This window comes from Roseibium sp. Sym1, from assembly GCF_027359675.1.
Classification (GTDB): domain Bacteria; phylum Pseudomonadota; class Alphaproteobacteria; order Rhizobiales; family Stappiaceae; genus Roseibium.
In genome coordinates, this window is the sequence record NZ_CP114786.1 from 3,527,276 (window position 1) to 3,551,815 (window position 24,540).

The 24,540-nt window shown below is 61.2% G+C and carries 22 protein-coding genes; 7 read left to right on the forward strand and 15 right to left on the reverse strand.

Going from position 1 to position 24,540, the window contains the following annotated elements; genetic code table 11:
* The first annotated feature begins 126 nt into the window (after positions 1-126).
* Together O6760_RS15990 and O6760_RS15995 are read left to right on the forward strand one after the other, a co-directional pair.
* Positions 127-729: a hypothetical protein gene (locus O6760_RS15990; RefSeq protein ID WP_269580711.1), complete on the forward strand. Its 603-nt coding sequence runs from the start codon at positions 127-129 to the stop codon at positions 727-729.
* A 101-nt stretch (positions 730-830) separates the two neighbouring features.
* The gene (locus O6760_RS15995) at positions 831-1,310 is read left to right on the forward strand and encodes a DUF992 domain-containing protein (RefSeq protein ID WP_269580712.1); all 480 of its coding nucleotides are present in this window, start codon (positions 831-833) and stop codon (positions 1,308-1,310) included.
* A gap of 73 nt (positions 1,311-1,383) precedes the next feature.
* Here O6760_RS15995 and O6760_RS16000 read toward each other — a convergent pair whose 3' ends face one another.
* The 6 genes from O6760_RS16000 to O6760_RS16025 are packed head-to-tail and all read right to left on the reverse strand — an operon-like array spanning position 1,384 to position 7,184.
* A complete protein-coding gene (locus O6760_RS16000) occupies positions 1,384-2,817 on the reverse strand; it encodes an amidase (RefSeq protein ID WP_269580713.1) in 1,434 nt (477 codons plus the stop codon).
* 4 nt (positions 2,818-2,821) lie between these two features.
* The gene (locus O6760_RS16005) at positions 2,822-3,331 is read right to left on the reverse strand and encodes a GlcG/HbpS family heme-binding protein (RefSeq protein ID WP_269580714.1); all 510 of its coding nucleotides are present in this window, start codon (positions 3,329-3,331) and stop codon (positions 2,822-2,824) included.
* The gene (locus O6760_RS16010) at positions 3,324-4,172 is read right to left on the reverse strand and encodes an ABC transporter permease (protein ID WP_269580715.1); all 849 of its coding nucleotides are present in this window, start codon (positions 4,170-4,172) and stop codon (positions 3,324-3,326) included. Before O6760_RS16010 ends, O6760_RS16005 begins: the two co-directional genes overlap by 8 nt.
* Positions 4,165-5,007 (reverse strand): ABC transporter permease, encoded by an 843-nt coding sequence (locus tag O6760_RS16015; protein ID WP_269580716.1) that lies wholly within the window; start codon positions 5,005-5,007, stop codon positions 4,165-4,167. Before O6760_RS16015 ends, O6760_RS16010 begins: the two co-directional genes overlap by 8 nt.
* Positions 5,004-6,047 carry an extracellular solute-binding protein gene (locus tag O6760_RS16020; RefSeq protein WP_269580717.1) on the reverse strand — a complete coding sequence of 348 codons (1,044 nt, stop codon included), beginning with the start codon at positions 6,045-6,047 and terminating at the stop codon, positions 5,004-5,006. Before O6760_RS16020 ends, O6760_RS16015 begins: the two co-directional genes overlap by 4 nt.
* Before the next feature lie 12 nt (positions 6,048-6,059).
* Positions 6,060-7,184 (reverse strand): ABC transporter ATP-binding protein, encoded by a 1,125-nt coding sequence (locus O6760_RS16025; protein ID WP_269580718.1) that lies wholly within the window; start codon positions 7,182-7,184, stop codon positions 6,060-6,062.
* Between the two features lie 261 nt (positions 7,185-7,445).
* Between O6760_RS16025 and O6760_RS16030 the strand changes: the two genes are divergently transcribed.
* On the forward strand, positions 7,446-8,198 hold the full coding sequence (locus tag O6760_RS16030) for a GntR family transcriptional regulator (RefSeq protein ID WP_269580719.1): 753 nt from the start codon (positions 7,446-7,448) through the stop codon (positions 8,196-8,198).
* 67 nt (positions 8,199-8,265) lie between these two features.
* Here O6760_RS16030 and O6760_RS16035 read toward each other — a convergent pair whose 3' ends face one another.
* Both O6760_RS16035 and O6760_RS16040 read right to left on the reverse strand, forming a co-directional pair.
* Positions 8,266-9,678 (reverse strand): M24 family metallopeptidase, encoded by a 1,413-nt coding sequence (locus O6760_RS16035; protein WP_269580720.1) that lies wholly within the window; start codon positions 9,676-9,678, stop codon positions 8,266-8,268.
* A gap of 449 nt (positions 9,679-10,127) precedes the next feature.
* The gene (locus O6760_RS16040; protein WP_269580721.1) at positions 10,128-10,433 is read right to left on the reverse strand and encodes a hypothetical protein; all 306 of its coding nucleotides are present in this window, start codon (positions 10,431-10,433) and stop codon (positions 10,128-10,130) included.
* A gap of 369 nt (positions 10,434-10,802) precedes the next feature.
* On the opposite strand from O6760_RS16040, the gene O6760_RS16045 reads away from it, so the two are divergent.
* Entirely contained in the window at positions 10,803-12,866 is a 2,064-nt protein-coding gene (locus O6760_RS16045; RefSeq protein WP_269580722.1) for an elongation factor G, read from the forward strand.
* A 153-nt stretch (positions 12,867-13,019) separates the two neighbouring features.
* On the forward strand, positions 13,020-13,982 hold the full coding sequence (gene msrP, locus O6760_RS16050; RefSeq protein WP_269580723.1) for a protein-methionine-sulfoxide reductase catalytic subunit MsrP: 963 nt from the start codon (positions 13,020-13,022) through the stop codon (positions 13,980-13,982).
* Between the two features lie 450 nt (positions 13,983-14,432).
* Here the strand turns inward: msrP and O6760_RS16055 are convergent, their stop codons facing one another.
* From O6760_RS16055 to O6760_RS16065, 3 genes are read right to left on the reverse strand one after another with little or no spacing between them, the layout of a single operon-like run.
* The gene (locus O6760_RS16055) at positions 14,433-15,329 is read right to left on the reverse strand and encodes a LysR family transcriptional regulator (protein WP_269580724.1); all 897 of its coding nucleotides are present in this window, start codon (positions 15,327-15,329) and stop codon (positions 14,433-14,435) included.
* Positions 15,330-15,361: 32 nt separating this feature from the next.
* Positions 15,362-16,330: a thioredoxin-disulfide reductase gene (gene trxB, locus O6760_RS16060; protein ID WP_269580725.1), complete on the reverse strand. Its 969-nt coding sequence runs from the start codon at positions 16,328-16,330 to the stop codon at positions 15,362-15,364.
* 53 nt (positions 16,331-16,383) lie between these two features.
* A complete protein-coding gene (locus tag O6760_RS16065; protein WP_269580726.1) occupies positions 16,384-17,382 on the reverse strand; it encodes a mitochondrial fission ELM1 family protein in 999 nt (332 codons plus the stop codon).
* A 211-nt stretch (positions 17,383-17,593) separates the two neighbouring features.
* Between O6760_RS16065 and O6760_RS16070 the strand changes: the two genes are divergently transcribed.
* On the forward strand, positions 17,594-18,061 hold the full coding sequence (locus O6760_RS16070) for an Lrp/AsnC family transcriptional regulator (RefSeq protein ID WP_269580727.1): 468 nt from the start codon (positions 17,594-17,596) through the stop codon (positions 18,059-18,061).
* 25 nt (positions 18,062-18,086) lie between these two features.
* On the opposite strand, the gene O6760_RS16075 is transcribed toward O6760_RS16070, so the two are convergent.
* The 4 genes from O6760_RS16075 to O6760_RS16090 form a co-directional block, all read right to left on the reverse strand.
* A complete protein-coding gene (locus O6760_RS16075; protein WP_269580728.1) occupies positions 18,087-18,572 on the reverse strand; it encodes a hypothetical protein in 486 nt (161 codons plus the stop codon).
* A gap of 91 nt (positions 18,573-18,663) precedes the next feature.
* A complete protein-coding gene (gene greA, locus O6760_RS16080; protein WP_269580729.1) occupies positions 18,664-19,137 on the reverse strand; it encodes a transcription elongation factor GreA in 474 nt (157 codons plus the stop codon).
* A 122-nt stretch (positions 19,138-19,259) separates the two neighbouring features.
* Positions 19,260-22,622 (reverse strand): carbamoyl-phosphate synthase large subunit, encoded by a 3,363-nt coding sequence (gene carB, locus O6760_RS16085; RefSeq protein WP_269580730.1) that lies wholly within the window; start codon positions 22,620-22,622, stop codon positions 19,260-19,262.
* A gap of 172 nt (positions 22,623-22,794) precedes the next feature.
* Positions 22,795-23,073: a helix-turn-helix domain-containing protein gene (locus tag O6760_RS16090; protein ID WP_269580731.1), complete on the reverse strand. Its 279-nt coding sequence runs from the start codon at positions 23,071-23,073 to the stop codon at positions 22,795-22,797.
* 805 nt (positions 23,074-23,878) lie between these two features.
* Here O6760_RS16090 and O6760_RS16095 point away from each other — a divergent pair.
* Positions 23,879-24,316: a MerR family transcriptional regulator gene (locus tag O6760_RS16095; RefSeq protein WP_269580732.1), complete on the forward strand. Its 438-nt coding sequence runs from the start codon at positions 23,879-23,881 to the stop codon at positions 24,314-24,316.
* Positions 24,317-24,540: the final 224 nt, after the last annotated feature.

Sequence of the window (24,540 nt, forward strand, 5' to 3'; positions counted from 1 at the left end):
TCCATGTGTCGGCTGGGGAAACCTCCCCGGGACACGCATGTGTTGAGCGCTTCCTGTTTACACGCGCGGAGCCGGTCTTTATGAATCCGTACTCTAATCCTCCCGAAAAGCGTCTCAGGACCCCGCATGGCCAGTTCCCGTCAAACCCGGATCATTCTTGAAGTTCTCGAGGGCCTGCCGTCGATTGCGTTCATCCTGACTTGGCGGCAGTCGGGGGATCTGGAACTCGCCGGATGGATCGGCTGCGGCCTTGCGTTTGCCGTTCTTGCCGTTTTCCGGATCCTGAAGGGACGCATGCATCCGGTGCTGCTCGGCGTCAATTGCCACATGCTTGTTGTCACGCCGCTGATTGTCGGCATGTTCCGGTTCGGCGACAGGAGCATTGCCGAACTGCTGGTGCCCTATTCCCATGGCGCCGTGCTGTTGACGGTGACGCTTGTCGGTGTGGCGCTGACGCTGTTTACGCCTGCCGGCTTTGCCGGTGTCCCGGAACTCGCGGCACGGCTTCGGACGCGCCTCTCGCTGTCGATGATCTGCGTGTCCGCTGCGGGGGCGGCCTGGGCGCTGGCGGTGCCGGGCAGGGCGCTTCTGCCGGTCGTGGCGACACTCACTGTGCTGATTATCGGCCGGCGCTTGCTGCTGGCCCGCTGGCTGGACGACACAGCCGCAGCAGTCCTGCTTGCGCCAGGCGTATCCGGCGCGCCCCAACACGTGGAACTGTCCGCCTGAAAGCGCCGTTGCCGTGATTTTGACGTGATGACGGACCATATCAAGGCAAGGTGGAACGCGCCGACGGTTCGCCTTGCCTTTCAGACCGGGAGTTTCCTGACATGCGATTTCTGAAACCAGTCCTTGCCGCTTTCCTCTTCACCACAGCGGCGCCGGTACTTGCCTCGGATGAGAGCCCGACGGTCGAGATCGGTACGCTCAAATGCCTTGTGGAAGGCGAGCACAGCTTCATCGTCGGGTCTTCGGCGACCCTCGGATGCAGCTTTGACCCGGCCGACGGCGGCGCCGTGGAATATTACCGCGGCAAGGTGCGCGATTACGGTCTGGATATCGGCAAGACCGACAGCGGCACGCTGGTCTGGGGCGTCCTGGCGCCGTCCGCCAACCGCAAGCCGGGCCTGCTTGCCGGGACCTATGGCGGCCTGACCGCCGGAGCCAGCGTCGGTGCCGGGATCAAGGCGAACGCACTGATCGGCGGGTTCGACCGCTCCATCGCGCTGAATCCGTTCAGCCTGGAAAGCCAGACCGGCACCAATCTGACCCTCGGGGTGAGCAAGCTGACCCTGGAGCGGATCAACTAGGGACCGATCCAGCTGCCTTCCGGTGAACCTGCCCCGGGACGGGCATGGCGGCAACCGGCCTGATGCCGAATTCTCAGGTTGGCCATTGGTGAGACCACGGACGGACACGCTCGAGGGCCGCGGCGGCGCGCAGCACTCCGATGTCATCCAGATGCCGGCCGATGATCTGCAAGCCGACCGGCAGGCCTTCGGCCGTGAAACCCGCGGGTACGGAGACGGCGGGTTGGCCGGTCAGGTTGGCGAGGGGGGAAAACGGGGTCCAGGCCGTTGCCGGGACCTGGGTGCCCGCAATTGCCGCCGGTCCGTCGACATCCAGCCCAAACGCGCCGACCGCGACACTCGGGGTCAGCAGGAAGTTTCTGGTTGCCATGAAGCGCCACATCGCGTTCGCGATGCGCTTGCGTTCAAGAATGGCCGAGGTGAACTCGTCCGCGGTCCACTCCCTTTCGAGAAGGTCGCGGAGCGGAGATCCAAACCTGTGGTCTGACTGACGGGCCATGTCGGTCAGACCCTTGCGGTCGGTATCGAGTGCGACCAGCGCTTCGAAGGCCGGCTGGGTATCGCCGGTCCCGGGCGATGCGAGGTCCAGTTGGCAGTCGAGGGCATCAGCCAGATCCCGCGCCGCCCTTTCGGCCATGGCGGCCACCTCGGGATCGACCTTTGCGAACCCGAGGTCAGGTGTGAAGGCCAGCCGGGCCTCCGGCAGATGCGGGGACGACAAGTCCGACCAGTCGATATCCTCCAGGGGGACGGAGTGACGGTCCTTGCAAGAAGGGCCGCACAGAGCCGTCATGGCGAGGGCGGCATCCGCGATGGTGCGGGTCAGCGGTCCGATATGCTCAAGCGCTTCCCAGCCCGACGCTCCGGGCATTGTTTCGTCGCGGCATCCCGGATAGAGCGGCAGGCGCCCCCAGGAGGGTTTGAAGCCGACGGTCCCCGTCAGGGCCGCCGGGATGCGGACGGAGCCGCCGCCGTCGCTTCCCAGGGCGAGGGGCACCATCCCGCTGGCGACAGCCACGGCCGACCCCGCACTCGAACCGCCGGGTGTCTTCCCGGGGTTCCAGGGGTTGCGGGTCGTGGGAAAAACCGGATTGTGTCCGACCGCGCCGTAGCCGAATTCGGAAGTGTTGGTCTTGCCGATGATGACCGCGCCTGCCTGCCGCAGGCGTTCCACGACAACATCGTCCTCGTCCGGGATGTGCTCCGCGTATAGCGGCGAGCCGAAGGTCGTTGGCAGTCCCCGGGTTGCGATCAGGTCCTTGACCGCCACCGGGACACCAGCCAGGAGACCGGCCGGGTCTCCGGCCGCCAGGCGATCGTCCACGGCGTCGGCCTGTTCCAGGGCCGCTTCGGGATCCAGGGCGCAGAAGGCGTTCAGGGACGCATCAAGGGTTTCGATCCTGGCAAGTGCGTCCCGGGTTGCCTGGCGCGCGGACAGGGTTCCGGCTCTCACGCGTGCCGCGATCTGCGCGGCGCCGGGTGAGCGCTCCTGTTCCGACAGCCCCACCGGCTCACCCGCGCACTTTTTCAGGATGACTGCCCCGGATAATGCCCGTGTCCTCTGCGCCCATGGGAACGAAGTCCTCGAACATGTCCGCCCCTTCGATCGCCGCGGCGCCGGCCCGGGCAACCGCAAGGTCCTGCGTTCCGGTTCCCGAACCCGAGGCGACGGCGCCCAGCACGTAGCCGTCGACGCGGATCGGAAGGCCGCCGATCAGGTTCGTCCACTTGTTCTCCTGCGCGAGCGTCACCTGCAGTTCGACATCCGCGTGGGCGCCGCCCGTGGGCTCGTTCGACAGGGCGGCGGTGACCGCCTTGTTTTTGGTGGAGATCTCGGACAAGGCCTTGGACCCGTCCATGCGCCCGAAGGCCAGCAGGTTGCCGCCGGTGTCGACCACCGAGATGCACATCGGCTGCCCGATCCGCTCCGCCTCTCGAATGGCGGCCTCGAGGACGGCGAGGCCTCCCGCGAGGGTCAGCGTCCTGGCGTCCTTCACAAGGGGAGATGGCGCGCTACTCATCCGCGTTGCTCCCGGTGTCGTCCCTGTCGCGAAGCAACGGGGCAAATCTCTGGACCGCGACGAGCGCGATGAAGGAGACGATGATCAGGACACCGGAAATGGCGGCGATCCTGGGGTCGAGTTCCTGTTCGAGCATGGCGTACATGCGAAGCGGCAAGACCGATGTCCCCGGCGGTGCCAGAAACAGCGTCATGGACACGTTGTCGAGCGATTGCACGAAAATCAGAAAGGCACCGGCGAGCACACCGGGAACCAGCAATGGCAGGACGATGCGCCGGAAGGTCGCGAACCGCGACGCCCCCAGGAGCATCGAGGCTTCCTCCAGGCCCGGATCGAGGCGTCCCGCGATCCCGGCGGTGGTGCGGAACATCAGTGGTCCGAACACGACAAGATGGCTGACCACGACCAGAAGCACAGACGGCCGGAACCCCAGGAGCGAGGCGGTGATCAGCAGGGCGATGCCGAAGACGAGGCTCGGCAGCACCAGGGGAGCAAGCAGGAAGGGCTCGAGGCCGTTTGCGAGCCGGGTGCGGATCCGGACCATCCCGTAACTCGCGGGAACCGTGACCAGCGCAGACAGCGACACCGCCAGCAGGGCGATTTTCGTCGAATTCCAGGCTGCGACGTGGATTCGTTCGGACAGGACCGGGTCGATCAGTCTTTCGTACCACTGCAAGGACAGTCCCGGGGGCGGAAATTGCAGTGTCTTTCCGGAGGTGAAGGACAGCAGGATCGCGACGACCACGGGGGCGATCAGGAAAATCAGGCACAGGCCGCCTCCGCCGACGACGAAAGCGCCGTAGGAGAGCGAGGAGGTTCTCAGGTTCCGGGATTCAGACATGTCCAACAAGCCTCGGATGGCGCGCCAGCATGGCAAGGGCGAGCATGACGCTTCCGGTTGAGATGACGAGAATGAGCGAAATGGCCGCCGCGCTGGGCCAGTCGAACAGGGTGCTGACTTCGCGATAGACGAACTGCGGCAGATAGATTTGCCTTGCACCGCCGATTGACGTCTGGGTCACGAAATTTGTCGTGGCGCTGGCAAAGCACAGGATCCAGCCCGCGATATAGCCGGGCAGGGACAGCGGCAGGAGCACCGTTGCGAGGATCCGCCAGGGACCGGCCCCGGCGACCTGGGCTGCTTCCACGAGGCGCGGATCAACGCGCGAGAGGACCGCGATCAAAGGCAGGACCAGAAGCGGCAGTTCGATCTGCGTCTGCGCGAGAATGAGGCCGGCTTCGGTGAACATGAACGTGGTTGGCGCCTCGGTGATGCCAAGGGCGTTGGTCATCGCGACCAAGGGGCCTTCACGGCCGAGCAACACGATCCAGGCGAATGTCCGGACCACATTGCTGGTCAGCAGCGGCAGCAAGGTCAGGAAGATCACGGTCTGGCGGACCAGCGGGCTGCCGTGCCAGTAGACAAGAGCGATCGGCGTTCCCGCGATTGTCACGCCTACCGTGACCAGCACCGCCAGCTTGATGGTGTCGAGCACGACCCTGACATTGAAGGAATCGGAAAAGAAAACGATGTAGTTGCCGAAGAGGCCAGGGGCCTCTCCGGCAGTCAGACTGTAGGCGGTCAGCACTCCGAACGGCACGATGAAGACGCCAAAGGACAGCAGCAACATCGGTATCAGGAACGGCAGACCGCCTGTCTTGAGCGACTGGATCATTGTTTCACGGCGCGATCGTATGCCTTGGTCCACTCATCCCGGTTCTTGGCGACCGAAACCCAGTCGAGATAGACGAAGGATCCGACCTTGTCCTTGGTGACGAAGCGCTTGATGCTGTCGGTGAGCTCGACATCGCTGTTGGTCGGGAACAGTTCGACGGGAGGCGCCGTCAGTTCACTCTGCGCCTGGGCGGAGATCGCCGCGTCCATATAGGCATAGACCGCGTCCGGATCCGCATTGCCCTTGGTCATGTGGATCACCACAGGCACGGCCGGCATGCCGGTTTCCGGCGCCACGAACTCTGCGTTGACACCAAGCGACTGCAGCTTGGCGACGTTGTTGGTGCAGGCCATGAAGACACCGATCTCGTTCTGCTGGAACATGGTCATCTGGTGTGTCGTCGTGTCGACAAACGGACCCAGGTGATCCTTCTTTTCCTTGATGAGTTCGAAGACCGCGTCCATGTCGAGGGGACCGTCACCGAATATCCGCGCGATCTCGCTGAAAGCCATGATCTCGGTGTTGGACAGGCCTCCCAGCGAGACAAGGCCCTTGTAGGCCGGATCCTCGAAGAGAACCTTGTAGCCGGAGGGGGCGGGAACCAGATCCGGATTGTAGCCGATGCCGCAGAATTCCACGGTGACGACCGGGCCGTATTCGGTCTGGAACATCGGGTCCAGCTTGTCCCAGTTCTTCAGCTTCGACGGATCGATCTTCATGATCAGGTCGTTGTCGATTGCGACAGCCGTGTCACCCGGAGACAGGAGAAGCGCGTCGTAAGGGGGCGGTGCGCCGGCCTTTTTCGCCGCAAGCGTGTTGCCGATCTGGAGCGTGGTCAGGGCGGGCGCGATCGTCAGATCGATCTCCTGCTCGGCCAGGATGGGCTTGATGACCTTGCGGTATGCGTCTTCCCAGTTGTTCGGGAAGTTTGCGACGACGATCGACCCCTCGGCCATCGCCTGTCCGGCAAACAGTGTCAGCGCGAGAGCTCCGGCTGCAAGTTTGCCGAGATGCCGGCGTTTGTTATTGAGGACAGACATGCGCATTCTCCTTCAGGTTTTCGGTTGGAAACCGGCCGGAAAGTCTTGATGCTTCTCGGGAGCCGGAAAGACATGTAGCTTCTGGACGTCGAACGTGACGAAGACCGAAGCCGAGGCAGGGCCGGTGACCTTCGATGTGTCACGGGCTTCGACAACCTTGATTTCCGTGCCGTCTTGCAGGGCAAGGTTGTGAATGACGTTGGGGCCATGCGGGATGCTCATCAGCAGCACCGCCTTCAGGCTGTTTTCCGCTGCTGTTGAAGACAGGGTCGCCCCTTCGGGCCGGGCGGTTGCCACCACGTCGGAGCCAGAGACCATGGACAGGGGGCGCGAGAGTTGCAGCGTTTCACCCGTCGAAAGCGTCAGGACGGCGTTTTCATGCGGACGCGACGCCACTTTGGCCTTGAGAAAGCTGGCGTGGCCCATGAAGCCGTTCACGAAAAGGCTTGACGGGTCGTCATAGACCTCCGACGGCGAGCCGATCTGTTCGACGTTCCCCTTGTTCATGAGAACGATCTGGCTGGCGAGCGACTGGGCCTCTTCCTGGTCGTGGGTCACGATCAGCGTGGTGATGCCGAGGGTCCGCTGCAGCCGGACAAGCTCCATCTGCAAGTCCATCCGGAGCGCCCGGTCCAGGGCCGCGAAGGGTTCGTCCAGGAGCAGGAGGGCGGGGTCCACAGCGATCGCCCGGGCAACGGCGACCCTTTGTTGCTGGCCTCCCGAAAGTTCGCGAGGCAGGCGTCGTTCAAAGCCCTCCAGCTGGACAGTCGACAGGAGCTCGGCGACACGGCTTCGTCTGCGGGCCTTTGACCAGCCATGACAGGTCAGCGGATAGGCAATGTTTTCGGCAACGGTCAGGTGGGGAAACAGGGCATAGTTCTGAAACACCATGCCGATGCCGCGCGCGCGGCCGGAAAGCGGTGCCAGGTCCTTGCCGGCCAGGCTGATGACACCTGGCTTGACCGGTAAAAGACCGGCGATTGCCCTGAGAACAGTGGTCTTGCCACATCCACTCGGCCCAAGGAGAGCCGTCACTTCCCCGGCTGCCACCTCGAAGCTTACATCCTCCACGGCAGCGGTGTTGCCGTAGTAGTGGGTCAGTCCCCGGACCGCGAGGGCGTTTGTTCCGTTTTGCACGTACAGCCTGTTTGATGAATGGTACATGGCGATTGATTCGCAATCTGCGTGCCAATATTTTTTCTTTGAGGAGTTTTTCTCATAACCTGTTGGACAAGAACGATTTATTCTGGTAATTTTGAACTCGAAAAAAGTTTCGAGACTTTTATCGACAAACTTGTCGAGATGAAATGCGCATAATTTTCGACACGTTGCCCTATTTATGAGCAGGAAAGTTTGCGCTATCTGTGCACTCAATTTTTGAGAATCGGAGATCTGACGATGGCCAAGCGAACCCGCGCTGCCAGCAAGTTGAAAGCCCGTAACACGCCGGCAGCAGGCGGTCGCGCCGATGATGCCGAAGAGGTGGTCGTCCGGATCTGCAACACGCTGGCAACCGCGATCAGCGGGGGAGCGTTGAAGCCCGGGTCAAAGATCCTGGATGATGTCGTGGCCGATCATTTCGGTGTCAGCCGGACAGTCGTCCGCGGAGCGCTCGACATCCTCCAGCGTGACAGGCTTGTGGAACGCAAACGGAACCGGGGGGCCTTTGTCGCCGAGCCGTCCGTGACGGAAGCCAGACAGCTTTTCGAAGCACGCTATGCGCTGGAGCGCGACATTCTCGCGCTCGTCGTCGAACGTGCGGATGCCGAGGGCCTCGATCGCCTGGAGCAGCTGAACGAGGAGGAAGCGCACCTTCCGGACAATACGGATGGCGGAGAAGCAAGATTTGGTCAGGCGCCGCAGTTTCACATAGAGCTCGCGAAACTTGGAAAAAACGATGTCCTGACCGAGATGCTGGGCAAGGTGTTGGCACGCGTAGCTCTGGTCAACGAGCTTTACAAGGTCCAGCCGCGCGACAATTGCGGCGATCACCGGAACATTCTGACGGCCATCAGAAACCGCGACCTGGAAAACGCTCAAAGACTGATGGAAGAACATCTTGCGGATCTTGAAGGACGCGTGCGCCTGACCCCCAACCACGGAGACCTGGACAGCTTCGTCAATGTGCTCAAGTCCTACTCGGCGAGCTGACCGGCGGCTGCCGGCACCCGCATGAAACCAGGCGGGCGCAAGCTGTGCGGGACGGCATGCAAGGGGTTCAGTCCGCCGCGATCCGGTGTGTTTCCAAAGGCGTGTGCCGGCTGAGGTTCTCAAAGCCGTCGGCGGTGACCAGGTAACAGTCCCCGACATTGCAGCCGGCCGACTGGGCTTCCAGCCATTGGGTGTGAAGCACAAAGACCATGCCTTCCTCCAGCCGGGCGTAATTGTGGGACGAGATATTGTAGCTCGTGCGAGAGCCGGCCATGCCGACCGAATGTCCGAGATTGGGATTGTGAGGACCATCGGTCGCCGGGTAGACATGCCTCAGCCGGCCCCCCTGCGCCTCCCAGTCGCTGTCTGGAACCTCCAGGCGCGGAACCGGGATTGGCCCGCCGTCGGGCCCGGGAGACCAGTTGTAGGGCATGGTTCTGGCTTCGGCGGAGTCCAGCAGGCCGAACTCGATATAGGGTTCGAAGGCTGCATTGTTGACATCACGGACCAGGGTGCCCGGCCGGATCAGTTTTTCCGCCCGTTTCACGCCCTCGGTGCAGACCGCGAGAATGTCTTCCTGTCGTTTCGTGAGGTTTCCCACGCCGATCATGCGGGCCGCCTGGGCATTGTATCCGCGATAGGTCACATTCGAGATGTACAGGTTGATCAGGTCGCCGGCGCGCACCTTGCGGCCGTAGGGTTTGCCGCAATGCGTGCCGTATTCGTTGACTCCGATCTGGTAGCCGTCGCCGGTCTCGCCGCCGCGGGCCAGTTGCGCGTAGGTGAAGGCCGCATAGATTTCGGCGTCGGTAACCCCGGGCCGCGTGACATGATATGCCGCCTGCAGGCCGATCGAGATGAGCTGGGCGGCCGCCCGGAACATGTCCCTTTCCCTGGGCGAGGCCACCCGCAGCATCCGGTCGACAATGGCATGATCCTTTACAAGGCCGGTCTTGGGCAGGAGATCCTCAAGCGTCTTGAAGAAAACCGTGCCTGCCGGATCACCTATGCAGCCGATCTGTCCCTTCGACAGGCCAAGATCCGATAGCACCTTGGCGCAGGCTTCGGCCGTCTTGACGTCCGAAGAGCCGGGCCTGTCCGAATATTCGCGTCCGATGGCGCCGATCTGCAGGATCCGGTCGACCAGAAAAGGCTCGCCCGCAGGGGGGAGAACGACCGACTGGGTGAAGAAGGACAGCAGCGTGAGGTCTTTGTCGCTGTCGGTGGGAATGATCAGGACGCCTTCTCTCATCCAGTCGCAGATGTAGCGCAGATAGGCGTTGGACGTGTGGAACCAGCCGATCATGTCGGTGTGGACAACGAGCACGTCGTGACCGGCGATGACAGCTTCGCGCCGGATGCGCCGGAGCCTTTCGGAAAACTCCTCCTCGGGGAAGAGCGGCGGCGGCGTGAACTCAAAGTCCGGTTGGAAATCCGCGAGAAGGGCTTCGAGGCGAGGTCCGCTTTGGGCGGTTAACATGAGGCAAGCTCCCAGAAATCAAATTGCGCTGGTCAGCCGGCCTGCAGGCTCCCTTTCGACAGGAACGGGGAAAACCGTTTTGGTCGGACCTGATTGAACGGGGCGAGGCGGCCGAGATGCGACTGTGTTGGTACGTTGTCGAAATCCTGGATCGCAAACGCTGTGCCAAGAAATTACTTTCTTGAAGCATTTGGTATAAGTGCCTGTTTTCTTAAGATAAAAATTGTCGAAAACGAATGAGAAAAAAATCTCGAAAATAATATTGAGAATTTTGTCGAAAGAAATGCGCAAATTTTTGCCAATGTTGCCCTTAACATGTGCAGGCGCTCTTTCGAGCGCGCTCCGCCCTCGAATTGCAACGACACGTATTGATCTGAGGAGTTTGCGGCCGGACGGTCAGGCAGCCCGGAGTGGCGGCGGTCCGTTGAAACCGAGTTTCACGCCGGAGGCTATTCTTCCGCTTCCCGGCAGGATTCATTGGCGCCGGCGCATGGCGAGTCGCTGCTGCGTGGCTGGGTGTTGAGCCGGTTGATCTGGTCTGTCCGGTTAAGCCGGTTCGAACTGTCGATCTGCTGCCGGGTCGAGAAGTCCGACTGTTGGCGATTGAGGTTTTGGTTGAGTTGCTGCTGGGCGGAAGGAAGCCTGTTGGGGGTGGAATCCGACAGGCCGCGCAGGGTGTTGGTCTGCCCGGCAGACGGGGCGACCAGGTACGCCGACAGGAGGACAGCGGTCATCAATGGCCGGAGACGTCTCATGATTGTGTCCTTCAACGAGGCGAATGTCATGCCTAGAACATTAGCGCGTCGTCGATTGGTGTCCATTCCATTGACGCGGGAACCTTCATGCACTTTCCCGAATTGCTGCGCTGCCGCGTAAGTTTCCCTTGCGTTCGGACAGGCATCGGCGCGACCATGAATGACCGCCCCTGGTCGCAAGGCCGTCTATGCGGTTTCAAGGCACCGAGGTGCCGGATCACAGGCCTTCGATCCCATCCGGGCGAGACGCGGCGGGCCCGCGTCTTTGGAGCGGGCTGAGCCGCTGGGCAAGTCCTTCGGTCACCCGTTCTTTTCGCCGGCCGAGCCGCGTTGTCACGAGGTTATCCTCGAGCAAACGGGAGGCTCAGTATGGCAATCACGACAAATGGAAAGGGAAGTTCTGCCGGCGGCGCGCCGCGCTGCATCGCCCTTGTGGGACCGTTCGGCAGCGGCAAGACCAGCTTGCTGGAAGCGTTGCTCGCACGCACGGACAAGGTCGCCAGGCAGGGATCCGTCTCCGACGGCAACACGGTGGGTGACGGGTCCCCGGAAGCGCGTGCGCATGGCATGAGCGTGGAGGTGAATGTTGCGGATGCGGATTTTCTGGGGGACCGGTTCGTCTTTGTCGACTGTCCGGGATCGGTTGAATTCCTGAGCGAAATGGACGGAGCGCTGAGCGGCGTGGATCTGGCGGTGGTTGTCGCGGAGGACGACGAGCGCAAGGTTCCCGCCTTGCAGCTGATCCTGAAAGCCCTAGAAGCCCGCGCCATCCCGCGGGTTTTGTTTTTGAACAAGATCGACAAGAGCACGCGGCGCGTGCGCGATGTGCTTGGCGTGTTGCAACCGGCTTCCGCCGTGCCGCTGGTGCTTCGACAGATTCCGATCTGGGAAGACGGCCAGGCGACCGGCTTCATCGACCTGGCCCTCGAACGGGCACATGTCTATCACGAGAAGGAAGAGAGCACGCAGATCGACATGTCCGACGCGGACCGGACCCGCGAGCATGAGGCCCGCTTCACCATGCTCGAGCATCTGGCCGATCATGACGACGATCTGATGGAAGCTCTTCTTGAGGATATTGCACCCGACCGGGATCAGGTGTTTTCGGACCTGGTGAACGAAATGCGCGACGGGTTGATCTGTCCGGTGTTTTTCGGATCCGCCGAGCATGGCAATGGTGTCAGCCGCCTCCTGAAGGCCCTGCGCCACGAGGTTCCCGGAGTTGACCTTTTGTCGCGCCGCATTCTCGATGGCGGGAACCGGACTGCGCTCCAGGTGATCAAGACGCTGCATACCCAGCATGGCGGCAAGCTGTCCATCGCCCGGATCCTGGAGGGCACTGTCTCCGACGGCGACAGCCTGTTCCTGAACGGGGACCAGGAAATCAAGGTATCCGGGCTGTTTTCGATTTTCGGACAGCACGCGAGCAAGATCGCGACCGCCGGCAAGGGCGACCTGGTGGGTCTCGGCCGGCTCGATGACGTCAGGACGGGTGATCTTCTCTATCTTGAGGCCGGCGGGGCCGCCGGTACGCAGGAGAACGGACCGCGCAGTCCGGTGCTGGCGACAGCCATCGCGGCAACACAGAGAAAGGACGAGGTGCGTCTGTCCTCGGCGCTGACGAAGCTTGCCGAAGAAGACCCCTCGCTGATCGTCAGCCAGAACCAGACCACCGCGGAAACCCTTCTGGCGGGGCAGGGCGAGATGCATCTGCGGGTCGCTCAGGAACGGCTTGCCGGCAAGTATGGTCTCGACATAGCGGCGCACAAGCCGCATGTGCCCTACGCTGAGACCATCCGGTCGGGTACCAAGGTGCGGGGCCGCCACAAGAAGCAATCCGGAGGGCACGGCCAGTTCGGGGACGTCGTGCTGGAGATCGGGCCTTTGCCGCGCGGGGAGGGGGTCCAGTTTACCGACACCATCACCGGTGGCGTGGTGCCCAAGCAGTATATCCCCTCGGTCCGTGACGGCGTTCTGGACGCCCTGGGCCAGGGGCCCCTCGGCTTTCCGGTGGTCGATGTGTCCGTCTGCCTGACGGATGGCTCGTATCACTCGGTCGACAGTTCCGACCAGGCTTTCAAGATGGCCGGGATCCTGGCCATCCGCGAAGGCTTGCCGGACTGCAAGCCGGTCCTGCTGGAGCCGATCCACAAGGTGGTGGTCGCCTGCCCGAGCGATGCCACGGCCAAGGTCAACGCCATCGTGTCCGCGCGGCGCGGACAACTCCTCGGGTTCGATGCCCGGCCCGACTGGCCCGGCTGGGACGAGGTGCAGGCCTTGATGCCGGAAGCGGAGATCGGCGACCTGATCGTCGAGCTGCGCTCGGCCACGGCCGGGGTCGCGAGCTACACCTCGGAGTTCGACCACATGGCCGAACTCTCCGGCAAGGCGGCCGACCAGGCCCTGCAGAGGTCCGGCAAGCAGGCGGCTTGAGTGAAAGGCTGCCGGCAGGAAACGGGAGGGGCAAAATGCCCCTCCCGTCGTCGGGGGCGAGGGACTTCACCATTTCGTTGCTGCCGGTCACCAGGGCGTTATTTGCCATTGAAGGCCGATTCCGGTTTCCTTCGGGACAAACGGAGTGAGAGCATGAACATCTTGAAAAGACGCAGCTGGGACCTTCCCGAACGAGAGGCAACACCGGAAGCCGTGTTCCTGAACCGTCGGCAGATCCTGGCAGGTCTTGCCGGGGGCGGCGCGCTTGTCGGAAGCGGCCTCGGGCTGCGCCCTGCCTTTGCCGAGGAAGACCCGAGCGCGGGGCTTTATCCGGTCAAGCGCAATGAAGCCTATCAGCTCGACCGGCCCCTGACCGCCGAGGATGTTGCCTCCAAATACAACAATTTCTATGAATTCGGCTCTCACAAGCAGATCTGGCCGGCGGCCCAGGATCTCAAGATCCGCCCCTGGACGGTAACGCTCGACGGCATGATCGACAATCCGCAGACGATCGATATCGACGACCTGCTGGTGAAGATGCCGCTGGAAGAGCGGCTCTACCGGCACCGCTGCGTCGAGGCCTGGTCGATGTCCGTGCCGTGGTCCGGGTTCGCGCTCGCGGACCTCGTCAAGCTGGCGGGTCCCCAGAACGGAGCAAAATACCTGCGCTTCGAAACCTTCCACGACCCCTCGGTCGCCAGCGGCCAGAAGCAGTCCTGGTATCCCTGGCCCTATGTGGAGGGGCTGACGATCGAAGAGGCGACCAACGAGCTGGCCTTCCTGGCAACCGGTGTTTACGGAAAACCGCTCGCCAAACAGTTCGGGGCACCCGTGCGCCTGGTGACGCCGTGGAAATACGGTTTCAAATGCATCAAGTCGATCGTGAAGATCACCTTCACCGATCAGCGTCCGGTCAGCTTCTGGGAAGAAATCCAGGCGAAGGAATATGGCTTCTGGGCCAATGTGAACCCGGCCGTGCCGCATCCGCGCTGGCCGCAATCCTCCGAGAGAATTCTTGGAACCAACGAGAGCCGCGAGACGTTGCTCTACAATGGATACGAGGAGCAGGTGGCGCATCTCTACAAGGACATGAAGGGCGAGCAGCTGTTCATGTAGCGCCTGGCGGCGATTATTGCGCCGCAATATGAACTGGGCAAAAAAAGAGCCGGGTCTTTAAGGACCCGGCAGTTTATTTTGATTCACTGAAAACAGTGGAATCACCTTCCAGAGGGGAACAGCTGGTCTGAACATCACTGGGAGGAGGACGTGATGTCCGTGTGACCAACAGTGATGCTTATATGCGGTGCACAAGCCGATTAAACAAGAGGCAGTGCCGCACACCTGCTATGCATTTTGTGCATTGCTTGACTTTCCGGTCAGAAGGTTCCGGGAAACATGTTTTTTTCCAATACCTTGATCATGTGAAGTTATTGGCGTTTCCGTGCAAAATTCTTCTAAGACGGCGAAAAAAAGTTTTGATTTCCTGCAGGGAACGGGCCTGCCTGCTTTGTGGGCGCTTTTTTTTCTGGGTAAATTTTGGGCAAGGCGCGGTTGCCGGTGCCTGTCTCAATACACCCAGTTTTCCGCGTTGGTCAGCAGGAATTCCCGGAAAGCGGTGACACGGGCGGTGTTCTTCAGTTCCGAGGGATAGACAAAATAGGTGTCGAAAGAGGGCACCTTGTCTTCCTGGTCCGTCATGACCGGCACCAGGTTGGTCGACTTGTCGATGATATAGTCCGGCAGCATGGCAATGCCGACACCGCTCTGCACCGCCCGCTTGATCGCGACGAGGTTGTTGGCTTTCAGCACCGACCGGCGCGGGCTTGTGGCGACCCGGCCTGCGGTTTCCAGCCAGTTCATGGAACGCAGATACGCGGGCGCCTGTTCTCCAAAGGCGACGATGCGGTGATTGTCGAGATCCTCGATGGAGACCGGCGCGCCGAAGCGCTGAAGATATTCAGGCGCGGCGTAGACATGAAAATGCACGGTGAAGAGCTTGCGCTGGATCAGGTCCGGCTGGGTCGGCTGGCGCAGACGGATGGCGACATCGGCTTCGCGCATGCCCAGATCGAGTTCGTCATCGTCGAAGATCAGATGCAGGTCGACATCGGGATAGAGATCAATGAAGGCCTTGATACGGGAGGTCAGCCATGTGGAGCCAAGCCCGACGGTGGTCGTGACGCGCAAGGCTCCGGACGGCTTTTCCTTGCTGTCGGTCAGGCTCGACTGCACGGCCTCGAGCTTCATCAGCACGTCGCTGGCGGTGCGGTAGAGCAGTTCGCCCTGTTCGGTCAGGAGCAGACCGCGCGCGTGGCGGTGAAACAGGGGCACGCCGAGGTCATGCTCGAGAGCGCTGACCTGCCGGCTGACCGCGGACTGGCTCATGTGCAGCGTGTCGCCGGCATGCGTAAAGCTGCCGGCCTGCGCAGCCGCATGAAAGATGCGCAATTTGTCCCAATCCATGCGAGCCCCTCCGCAGGACGTTGCAGGCAGCCTTATTCGGCTGCCTGTTTGGTCGTGGCGGCTTCATGTTCGGCCAGAAACTTCTCAGCTTCAAGCGCCGCCATGCAGCCCATGCCCGCAGCCGTAACCGCCTGGCGGTAAATGTCGTCGGTCACGTCGCCTGCCGCGAACACACCCGGGATCGAGGTCTTGGTCGAATCCGGCGCGGTTTCCAGGTATCCGTTCGGCTTCAGCGTGAGCTGATCCTTGAACAGTTCCACCGACGGCGCATGGCCGATGGCGATGAAGACACCATCTGTGGAAAGTTCCGACAGCTCCCCGGTCTTGGTGTTTTTCAGGCGCACGCCGGTGACCGCCTTGGGCATGCCGCCGCCCAGGATCTCGTCGACCTGGCTGTCCCAGACAACCTCGATCTTCGGATTCTGGAACAGCCGGTCCTGCAGGATCTTTTCCGAACGCAGGCTGTCGCGCCTGTGCACCAGGGTCACCTTGGAAGCGAGATTGGCAAGGTAGAGCGCCTCTTCAACCGCCGTGTTGCCGCCGCCGACCACGACCACTTCCTTGTTGCGGTAGAAAAAGCCGTCGCAGGTTGCGCAGGCCGAGACACCGGCCCCCATGAGGTCCTGTTCGGAAGGCAGGCCAAGCCAGCGGGCCTGCGCGCCGGTGGCGATCACCAGCGTATCGGCGGTGAACACGGTGCCGCTGTCGGCTTCGAGACGGAACGGGCGCTGGGACAGATCCGCCTTGGTGATCGTGTCATAGACGATCCTGGTGCCGACGTTTTCCGCCTGTTTCTGCATCTGCTCCATCAGCCAGGGGCCCATGACGGGGTCTGCGAAACCGGGATAGTTCTCGACATCGGTGGTGATGGTCAGCTGACCACCCGGCTGAATGCCGGCAACCAGCGTCGGTTCGATCATTGCACGGGCGGCATAGATCGCCGCGGTGTAGCCGGCGGGGCCGGAGCCGATGATCAGAAGTTTGCTGTGTTCCGTGCTCATGGGCGCACCTTTTCCTGTGTTTTCGTCCGGTTCCTGCGACCGGTGGCCCGTTGCTAGGGCTCCTGTCCTTGTTGCCGCCGCAAGGCCGCGTAATCCGCAAGGATACGGTCCGCGATCACGGGCGTGGCATCTATCGGCTCGTAGGTAGTGGTTTTCAGCGGGCCTGGGAAGGGGTGAACTGCGCCGATCCGTTCCAAAGTCCCCAAAAACCGGGTGATCTTGTCGTGACCGCCGCTTGGATGGAACACATGAACGGGTTTCCCGGTCGCCGTGGCCTCGCCGATCATGTTGGTGGAATCGGCCGTGGCAATGATCGCGTCCGCCTTTGCCAGGTAATGCCCGAGCGGGTTGGGGTCCCTGCCGCTCCAGTAGAGATGGCCGCCCGACTTGGCCAGGCTCGAAAGCCCGTAGGCAAGGGCAGCGGGTGTCCGGCGTGACGACGTGATCATCAGGGACGCCCCCTCATCCTGTCCCAGGGTGCGCAGCCCGTTCAGGAGCCGGTGCTGGTCGTCTTCGGTAAACCTGTGATGACGGCTGTCGCCGCCGACGAGCACGGCCACGCGCGGTGTTTTCAGGCGATCGATCTCCGGCACTCTTTCTGCACGCAGACCTTTGAGCTTTGCGGCGGAAAACCTGTGGGGAGAGCTCGGCGTCACCAGGACATTGCGGCCGCGCAGCTTGTCATGTTCCGGCACCCAGATGAGATCGGCGGCATCCGGGCCGGTCCTCGGATCCTTGAGGAACACGGTGAATGTCCGGCCGTTTGATAGGCGCTTGATCCGGCGCAGGTAGCCTGCGGCCCGCCGGCCGGAGGCAATGGCGATGTCCGGATAGGGCGGGGCGATCGGGCTGCCCGGCCGGCTTTCCCATTCACGCGGATCGGTCGGTCCGAACGGCAGCCACCAGGAAAAGGGTGGACGGGGGGCGACTTGCCGGGTCTCGAATGGGCTGGCAAGGGCTTCCGCAACACCGATACATTGCGCCAGATCGCCGGCCTTGCCATCGGTCAGGACCCAGACGGTTGACGGGGCGGTCTCCCGTGGCTTCGGCATGTCCGGAGAACTTCCCCTATCGTAATCTTTCGAAATCGTGCGCAATTTTGTTATAGTCTTGCACAAACGCGCAAAAAATCATAACTCGGCACCGGCAACACACGTTAGCGTGGGTTTCTCTGATCCCGCAAGGTGCCGATGCGGTCCGGATGAACCATCCACATCTTGGTCCGAACCTGAAGGCCCAAGGCGCAGCTTAAAGGAGACAGGTTTGAAAGCGCGGCTCGATGCCATCGATTGGCAGATTCTGAAAGAATTGCAGGCAGATGGTCGCATGACCAATGTGGAGCTGGCCCGCCGGGTCGGTATTTCCGCTCCACCCTGTCTCCGCCGCGTCCGTGCTCTTGAAGAGGCCGGGCTCATTCTGGGATATCGCACGCTGCTCGACGAAAAGCAGCTTGGCTACGATGTCACCGCCTTTGCGATGGTGGGGTTGCACAGCCAGACGGAGGCCGACCTGATCGCCTTTGAGCAGACGGTGGAGAAATGGCCGCTTGTTCGCGAGAGCTACATGCTGTCCGGCGAAGTCGACTTTCTCCTGAAATGCGTTTCGCCGGACCTGCAGACTTTCCAGAACTTCATCATCCGGGAACTGACCGCTGCGCCAAACGTCGACAGTGTGCGCACGGCCCTGACGATCCGACGGACCAAGGACGAGCCGGTGGTGCCGATCGACTGAACCGGACGGCTCCGGAGCGCGGCTGCTAGGCCGGCTTCCTGTCCCCCGTTTCCTTGCCGACACGTTCCAGTTTCCGGCGCAATCGCCGGAGAAGGGAGATGTCCCTGATGGCTGCGGATACGAGGGTAAAGACCACGCTCAGTATAAAGCACGTGATGACGATGGCGACGGGCAGCGGCTGTTCGTAGTGGATGGTGTTCAGGGTCTGGTCAATCGGTTCGACGCCGGAGTACAGGCGGTTCTTGATGACGTCCTTGTATGGGACAACATTTACCGCCCCCTGCTTCAAGAAGCCCAGCCCGTAGACAAGGACCAGCACGCCCACCACCAGCGCCAGGAGGAAGCCGAAGATGCGCGCACCGAACTTGAACGCGCTTTCGTGCCTTTTGCGGACAATTCTCTTGAAAACAGTGCGTTCCTGGCCGTTCAGCTTTGAGAAAAGCACCCAGCGGTAAGCCCAAAGGGGGACCGACAGAATGAGCAACCAAATCGCGATTGTATGGAATACCATCGCCAACCTCCAACTCGAACCGGTTGCCACCTTAGCGGTCAGCAGGCTCGGGTCAAAGGCTTAAGCGATGTCTTTTGGGCCGTTTGGCCGATCAGATGAACTGGACTTCGACGATCTCGTAGGAGCGCGCGCCGCCGGGTGCCGCCACTTCGACGCTGTCGCCGACCGACTTGCCGATCAGGGCGCGGGCGATGGGAGACGAAATCGAGACCTTGTTGTGTTTCACGTCGGATTCAACGTCCCCAACGATCATGTATTTCTTTTCTTCTTCCGTATCCTCGTCAATCAGGGACACGGTCGCGCCGAATTTGACGGTGTCGCCGTCGAGCTTGGTCACGTCGATCACTTCCGCTCGCGACAGCTTGTCTTCCAGTTCAGCAATCCGGCCCTCGTTCAGGCTCTGTGCTTCCTTGGCCGCATGGTATTCGGCGTTTTCCGACAGGTCGCCATGCGCGCGTGCTTCTGCAATGGCATCGACGATGCGCGGACGCTCAGCCGCGGTACGTTCCTTCAGTTCATCCTGAAGCATTTTGTAACCGGCGGAGGTCATCGGAACTTTTTCCATGGGTCTCAGACCTTCAACTTATTGGGTCCTTATCTTGCTCTTCTTCAAGGACCGCGCTTTAACAAAAACAAACCAAGCCGGGAAAGGCGCGCTTTCCCGGCCGGTCAATGAGTATATTAGCCTTAGCCGAAGTAGGATTGTAAAGGTCTTACTTCAAGGCTCCCCGCTTTGTGGGCGGCAATGCCTTTCGCCGCAGCAACCGATCCTGCCAGGGTGGTGTAGTACGGCACCTTGTTCAGAAGAGCTGCCCGGCGCATCGACCGGCTGTCGGAGATGGCCTGCGCACCTTCGGTTGTATTGAAGACGAGCTGAACCTCACCGTTCTTGATAGCATCGACGATATGCGGCCGGCCTTCAAGCACCTTGTTGATCTTCTGCACCGCGATGCCTTTTTCCTCGAGGAATTTCTGGGTCCCGCCCGTGGCGATGATCCGGAACCCGGCCGATTCCAGGCTGCGCACCGCGTCGATCACGCCTGCCTTGTCCTCGTCGCGCATGGAGACGAAGACCGTGCCTTCGCTGGGAACACCCGTGCCGCAGCCGATCTGCGACTTGGCAAAGGCCTTGCCGAAGGCGGTGTCGAGACCCATGACCTCGCCTGTGGACCGCATTTCCGGACCGAGAATGGTATCGACACCGGGGAAACGCGCAAACGGGAACACGGCTTCCTTGACGGCGATATGGTCGAACTTGCGGTCGCTGAGGCCGAAAGAGGCCAGGCTTTCACCTGCCATGATCCGGCTGGCAATCTTGGCAACCGGCACACCGATGGTCTTGGCGACAAAGGGGACGGTCCGGGACGCGCGGGGATTGACCTCGAGCACGTAGATCTCGCCCCCCTTGATGGCATATTGCACGTTCATCAGGCCGCCGACCTCCAGCGCCAGGGCAAGGGCCCGTGTCTGGCGCTTGAGTTCGTCCAGCATGTCCTCGCCGAGCGAGAAGGGCGGCAGTGAACAGGCACTGTCGCCGGAGTGGATGCCGGCTTCCTCGATGTGTTCCATGATGCCGCAGACAAAGACGTCCTTGCCGTCGCAAAGCGCATCGACATCGACCTCGATGGCGCCATCGAGATAGCGGTCGAACAGCAGCGGGTTGGTGCCGAGCACCGTGTTGATCTGGCCGGTCTTGTCGTTCGGATACTTGGCGCGCACTTCCGCGGGCACCAGTTCCGGCAGGGTGCCAAGCAGGTAGGAGTTGAGCGCTTCCTCGTCGCGGATGATCTGCATGGCGCGGCCGCCGAGCACGTAGGACGGGCGCACGACCAGGGGCAGGCCGAGCTGGCCGGCGATCAGGCGGCCCTGTTCGACCGAATAGGCGATGCCGTTTTCAGGCTGCTTCAGGTCGAGCTTGATCAGGAGCTTCTGGAACCGGTCGCGGTCCTCGGCAAGATCGATCATGTCCGGGGACGTGCCCAGGATCGGGACGTTTGCCTTGACAAGTGCCTGAGCCAGCTTCAGCGGTGTCTGGCCGCCGAACTGAACGATGACACCATGCAACGTGCCGTTTTCCTGTTCCTTGCGGATGATCTCCAGAACATCCTCCGCCGTCAGCGGCTCGAAATAGAGCCGGTCGGACGTGTCATAGTCGGTGGAGACGGTTTCCGGGTTGCAGTTGACCATGATGGTCTCGTACCCGGCATCATCCAGGGCAAAGGCCGCGTGGCAGCAGCAATAGTCGAACTCGATGCCCTGGCCGATCCGGTTGGGACCGCCGCCCAGAATGACAACTTTCTTCCTGTCGGACGGATCGGACTCACAGGCCGGCGCCCCCATGAACGGAGCCTCGTAGGTTGAATACATATAGGCCGTCGGCGAGGCGAATTCGGCCGCGCAGGTGTCGATCCGCTTGTAGACCGGATGAACGCCGAGATCCGCGCGCAGCCGGGCCACGTCGCTTTCCTCCTTGCCGGCAAGGCTAGCCAGGCGGGCATCCGAGAAGCCCATCGATTTCAGCTTGCGCAGATTGGCCGCGTCCCGCGGCAGGCCGATATTGCGTACCTTTGCTTCCATCGCCAGGATGTCGGCCATCTGTTCCAGGAACCAGGTGTTGATGCCGCTGGCCTGGTGGACTTCCTCAACACTCATGCCGAGGCGCATGGCCTGTGCAACGCTCAGGAGCCTGGTCGGTGTCGCCGTGGAGACCGCCGCGCGCAGGGCATTGCGATCGTCGCCCTGGTCGAGGCCCGGGATCTCTGTCTCGTCGAGGCCGTTCAGGCCGGTCTCGAGGCCGCGCAGGGCCTTCTGCAGGCTTTCGTTGAAGGTCCGGCCGATGGCCATGACTTCCCCGACCGACTTCATTGCCGTGGTGAGCGTGGGTTCCGATCCCGGGAACTTTTCGAAGGCAAAGCGCGGGATCTTGGTGACCACGTAGTCGATGCTCGGTTCGAACGAGGCGGGCGTGGCGCCGCCGGTGATGTCGTTCTCCAGCTCGTCCAGGGTATAGCCGACCGCGAGCTTGGCGGCGATCTTGGCGATCGGGAAACCGGTTGCCTTCGATGCAAGCGCGGAGGAGCGCGACACGCGGGGGTTCATCTCGATCACGACGAGGCGGCCGTTCTCCGGATTGACCGCGAACTGAACGTTGGACCCGCCGGTCTCGACACCGATCTCGCGCAAGACGGCGATCGAGGCGTCGCGCATGATCTGGTATTCCTTGTCGGTCAAGGTCAGCGCCGGCGCGACGGTAATGGAATCACCCGTGTGCACGCCCATCGGGTCGACGTTTTCGATGGAGCAGATGATGATGCAGTTGTCCGCCTTGTCGCGGACCACTTCCATTTCATATTCCTTCCAGCCGAGCAGGCTTTCGTCGATCAGCACCTGGCCGACCGGGGAGGCATCGATACCGGAGCGCACGATGGTCTCGTATTCCTCGCGGTTGTAAGCGACGCCGCCGCCGGTGCCGCCCAGCGTGAAGGCGGGGCGGATGATGGCCGGCAGGCCGATCTCGTCGAGCGCGCGCATGGCTTCCAGATAACCGGCGTTGCGGTCATATCCGGCGATCTTGCCCTGCTCGTTGCGAATGGCCGGGGAGGAGGCGATCGCCGCGCGCGGGTTCTCGAGACCGATCGCATCCATGGCGGCGCGGAACTTTTCCCGGTCCTCTGCCTTTTCAATGACATCGGCGCGGGCACCGATCATCTCGACACCGAATTTTTCAAGAACGCCCATCTCCTGAAGGTCCAGTGCGCAATTGAGGGCGGTCTGGCCGCCCATGGTCGGCAGCAGGGCGTCTGGGCGTTCTTTTTCGATGATCTTGGCGACAAGTTCGGGCGTGATCGGCTCGATATAGGTGGCGTCGGCGAGATCCGGGTCGGTCATGATCGTCGCCGGGTTCGAGTTCACCAGGATGATGCGATACCCTTCTTCGCGCAGTGCCTTGCAGGCCTGGGTGCCGGAATAGTCAAATTCGCAGGCCTGCCCAATGACAATAGGACCGGCACCAATGATCAGGATGGAAGAGATATCTGTGCGTTTGGGCATCTCGGCTCGCGGCTCGCAGCGGCCAGTCCGGATAACGGGTGCCGTTATTCGGTCTGACTCGGACTTGAGGTGAATGACAATGTTGGCTGAGCGCGTCTTATAGGGAAAAGCGGCGCGCTAGGGAACCCCGCCCGGACCGGTTGACGACGTTTTCCGGAGCAGAATTGCGACTTTATTCGCTCTCTTTGGATTCAGAAGGAAGCGGAACGGTGGTTTGACCGTCAAAGTCGCCAATGCCGTTCGACAGCGCGAAGCAGGCCAGGCGTATGGATTTGGGAATTTCAACGGGTCTTCCGTCGCGATTGCCCTTCTCGTAATACTGGATCATGCGTTTCTTCAGGCCTAGCCGCTCCGCGGCATCCTTCTGTTTCAGGCCGAGTGCACGCCGCCAGTGACGGAATTGTTGCGGTGTCATGCCGGGCGCGGTGTCTTTGGGTTTCGAATCGGCCATTTTTTCTTATTCCGGAACAGCTTGGTTTCGTTCCGCCGCGTGTTGCAGCGCACGTACCGTTTCCCTGACAAAAATAACCTGGCCGCTGAATTGTCAATCAAGAAGTGCACAATGTGCTCTTCTTGTGGGCCGTTGAACGGCTGACTTTCCGATAAAACTTGACCGAACAGTCAAAAATGTTATCTCGGCTGGCTGAGGGTGTTGGCACCCGTGTTCGGTTCAGGCGCCGGCTGCCCCGCGCAAGGTTTTGACGGCAACTTGCGGGTGGAGTGTATCAATTTGCTGTGCCAAGTGCCTTAGGCATAATGGTTACCTGTAATAATTGTCAGGGTAATGAAAAGGAAGTTTAAGTAATTTTCCGTTGTGGGTTGCCGTGAAGTTAAGAAAACTTGCATGGGAAATCCTGAATTTGTAAATGTCTATTTATTAGGTTCAGATTATCGATAATTAATATTTGTTTGGGTAATGGCTCTATTTCTTTCAATTGAACATTCCCGGTTCTGTGTTCATTTTGCGTCGATTCAGGATTTATTTTTCACAAGACTGAATCTTCTGCGGAAAATATTCAGCAAATCCAATTTTTTCGTGGATTTTAACTGTCGATCCGGTGTATTAGACTGGTGCTTAGTCTCCTATGAGTTTTGTGCCGGGGGCTTCTCAAGCGACAAGCATTGCGCTTCAAGCTGCGGAAGCTGTTTTGCCGTGCTAGTGGGACCCGATTGACCGGAGGTGGGACCGGAAGGTCGGGAGTACTGCAAGACCCAGCCAGACTTGGAACAAGAAAGACAAGATCGGGCTTAACAGAATGAACAATGTAGCAACCAAAATGGTCGTGGTTCCGGACATAGCTGGTCCGGGACAGGAAGTGGTTCTCGAAGATCGCGCTCTGGCGATTTCCGAAATGTCGGAGCGGTTCGATGTCACGCTCCGCACCCTGCGCTTCTATGAGGAGAAAGGACTTCTCAATCCGGTGCGCAAGGGGGCTCGCCGGTTCTACGGAGCGCGGGACGTGTCGCGGATGCGGGTGATCCTGCAGGCCAAGAAGATCGGCCTGACGCTTGCCGAGATCCGACGGGTGATCAAGCTGGTCGAAGGCAGCACCAAACGCGACGACCAGTACAAGGAACTTCAGGAAATCTGCCGTGCACAGCAGGACATACTGGTCGAGCAGAAGCAGATGCTTGACGAGCAGATTGCCGAAGTCGAACAGATTCTGAGTGCGTTCGACCAACTGGTCGGCTGAACCGTTTCTCAGTGCGCTTAAAAAGGCCCGGCATGGTTTCCATGCCGGGTTTTTTGTGTTTGCAGGTTCCGTGGCGATCCGGGAACTGGGCAATGACGGCGCCCGGCACGGTCCTGGGCCATGGCATATCCTGACCTCTCCCGGAGGATGCCCATCCCCTAAAGCAGGCCGTAGCGTTGCCGAACTGCGGTCGGCCGTGGTTCAACTTCTCCCGGATGCGGCGG

What these genes read in the sequence shown, in the direction of transcription:
- O6760_RS16035 (WP_269580720.1), bottom strand. Translation starts at nt 9,678, where the DNA reads ATGTTAACCGCCCAAAGCGGACCTCGCCTCGAAGCCCTTCTCGCGGAT.
- O6760_RS16015 (WP_269580716.1), bottom strand. Translation starts at nt 5,007, where the DNA reads ATGATCCAGTCGCTCAAGACAGGCGGTCTGCCGTTCCTGATACCGATG.
- O6760_RS16030 (WP_269580719.1), top strand. Translation starts at nt 7,446, where the DNA reads ATGGCCAAGCGAACCCGCGCTGCCAGCAAGTTGAAAGCCCGTAACACG.
- O6760_RS16065 (WP_269580726.1), bottom strand. Translation starts at nt 17,382, where the DNA reads ATGCCGAAGCCACGGGAGACCGCCCCGTCAACCGTCTGGGTCCTGACC.
- O6760_RS15990 (WP_269580711.1), top strand. Translation starts at nt 127, where the DNA reads ATGGCCAGTTCCCGTCAAACCCGGATCATTCTTGAAGTTCTCGAGGGC.
- trxB (WP_269580725.1), bottom strand. Translation starts at nt 16,330, where the DNA reads ATGAGCACGGAACACAGCAAACTTCTGATCATCGGCTCCGGCCCCGCC.
- carB (WP_269580730.1), bottom strand. Translation starts at nt 22,622, where the DNA reads ATGCCCAAACGCACAGATATCTCTTCCATCCTGATCATTGGTGCCGGT.
- greA (WP_269580729.1), bottom strand. Translation starts at nt 19,137, where the DNA reads ATGGAAAAAGTTCCGATGACCTCCGCCGGTTACAAAATGCTTCAGGAT.
- O6760_RS16010 (WP_269580715.1), bottom strand. Translation starts at nt 4,172, where the DNA reads ATGTCTGAATCCCGGAACCTGAGAACCTCCTCGCTCTCCTACGGCGCT.
- O6760_RS16005 (WP_269580714.1), bottom strand. Translation starts at nt 3,331, where the DNA reads ATGAGTAGCGCGCCATCTCCCCTTGTGAAGGACGCCAGGACGCTGACC.
- O6760_RS16040 (WP_269580721.1), bottom strand. Translation starts at nt 10,433, where the DNA reads ATGAGACGTCTCCGGCCATTGATGACCGCTGTCCTCCTGTCGGCGTAC.
- O6760_RS16090 (WP_269580731.1), bottom strand. Translation starts at nt 23,073, where the DNA reads ATGGCCGATTCGAAACCCAAAGACACCGCGCCCGGCATGACACCGCAA.
- O6760_RS16020 (WP_269580717.1), bottom strand. Translation starts at nt 6,047, where the DNA reads ATGTCTGTCCTCAATAACAAACGCCGGCATCTCGGCAAACTTGCAGCC.
- O6760_RS16045 (WP_269580722.1), top strand. Translation starts at nt 10,803, where the DNA reads ATGGCAATCACGACAAATGGAAAGGGAAGTTCTGCCGGCGGCGCGCCG.
- msrP (WP_269580723.1), top strand. Translation starts at nt 13,020, where the DNA reads ATGAACATCTTGAAAAGACGCAGCTGGGACCTTCCCGAACGAGAGGCA.
- O6760_RS16095 (WP_269580732.1), top strand. Translation starts at nt 23,879, where the DNA reads ATGAACAATGTAGCAACCAAAATGGTCGTGGTTCCGGACATAGCTGGT.
- O6760_RS16055 (WP_269580724.1), bottom strand. Translation starts at nt 15,329, where the DNA reads ATGGATTGGGACAAATTGCGCATCTTTCATGCGGCTGCGCAGGCCGGC.
- O6760_RS15995 (WP_269580712.1), top strand. Translation starts at nt 831, where the DNA reads ATGCGATTTCTGAAACCAGTCCTTGCCGCTTTCCTCTTCACCACAGCG.
- O6760_RS16075 (WP_269580728.1), bottom strand. Translation starts at nt 18,572, where the DNA reads ATGGTATTCCATACAATCGCGATTTGGTTGCTCATTCTGTCGGTCCCC.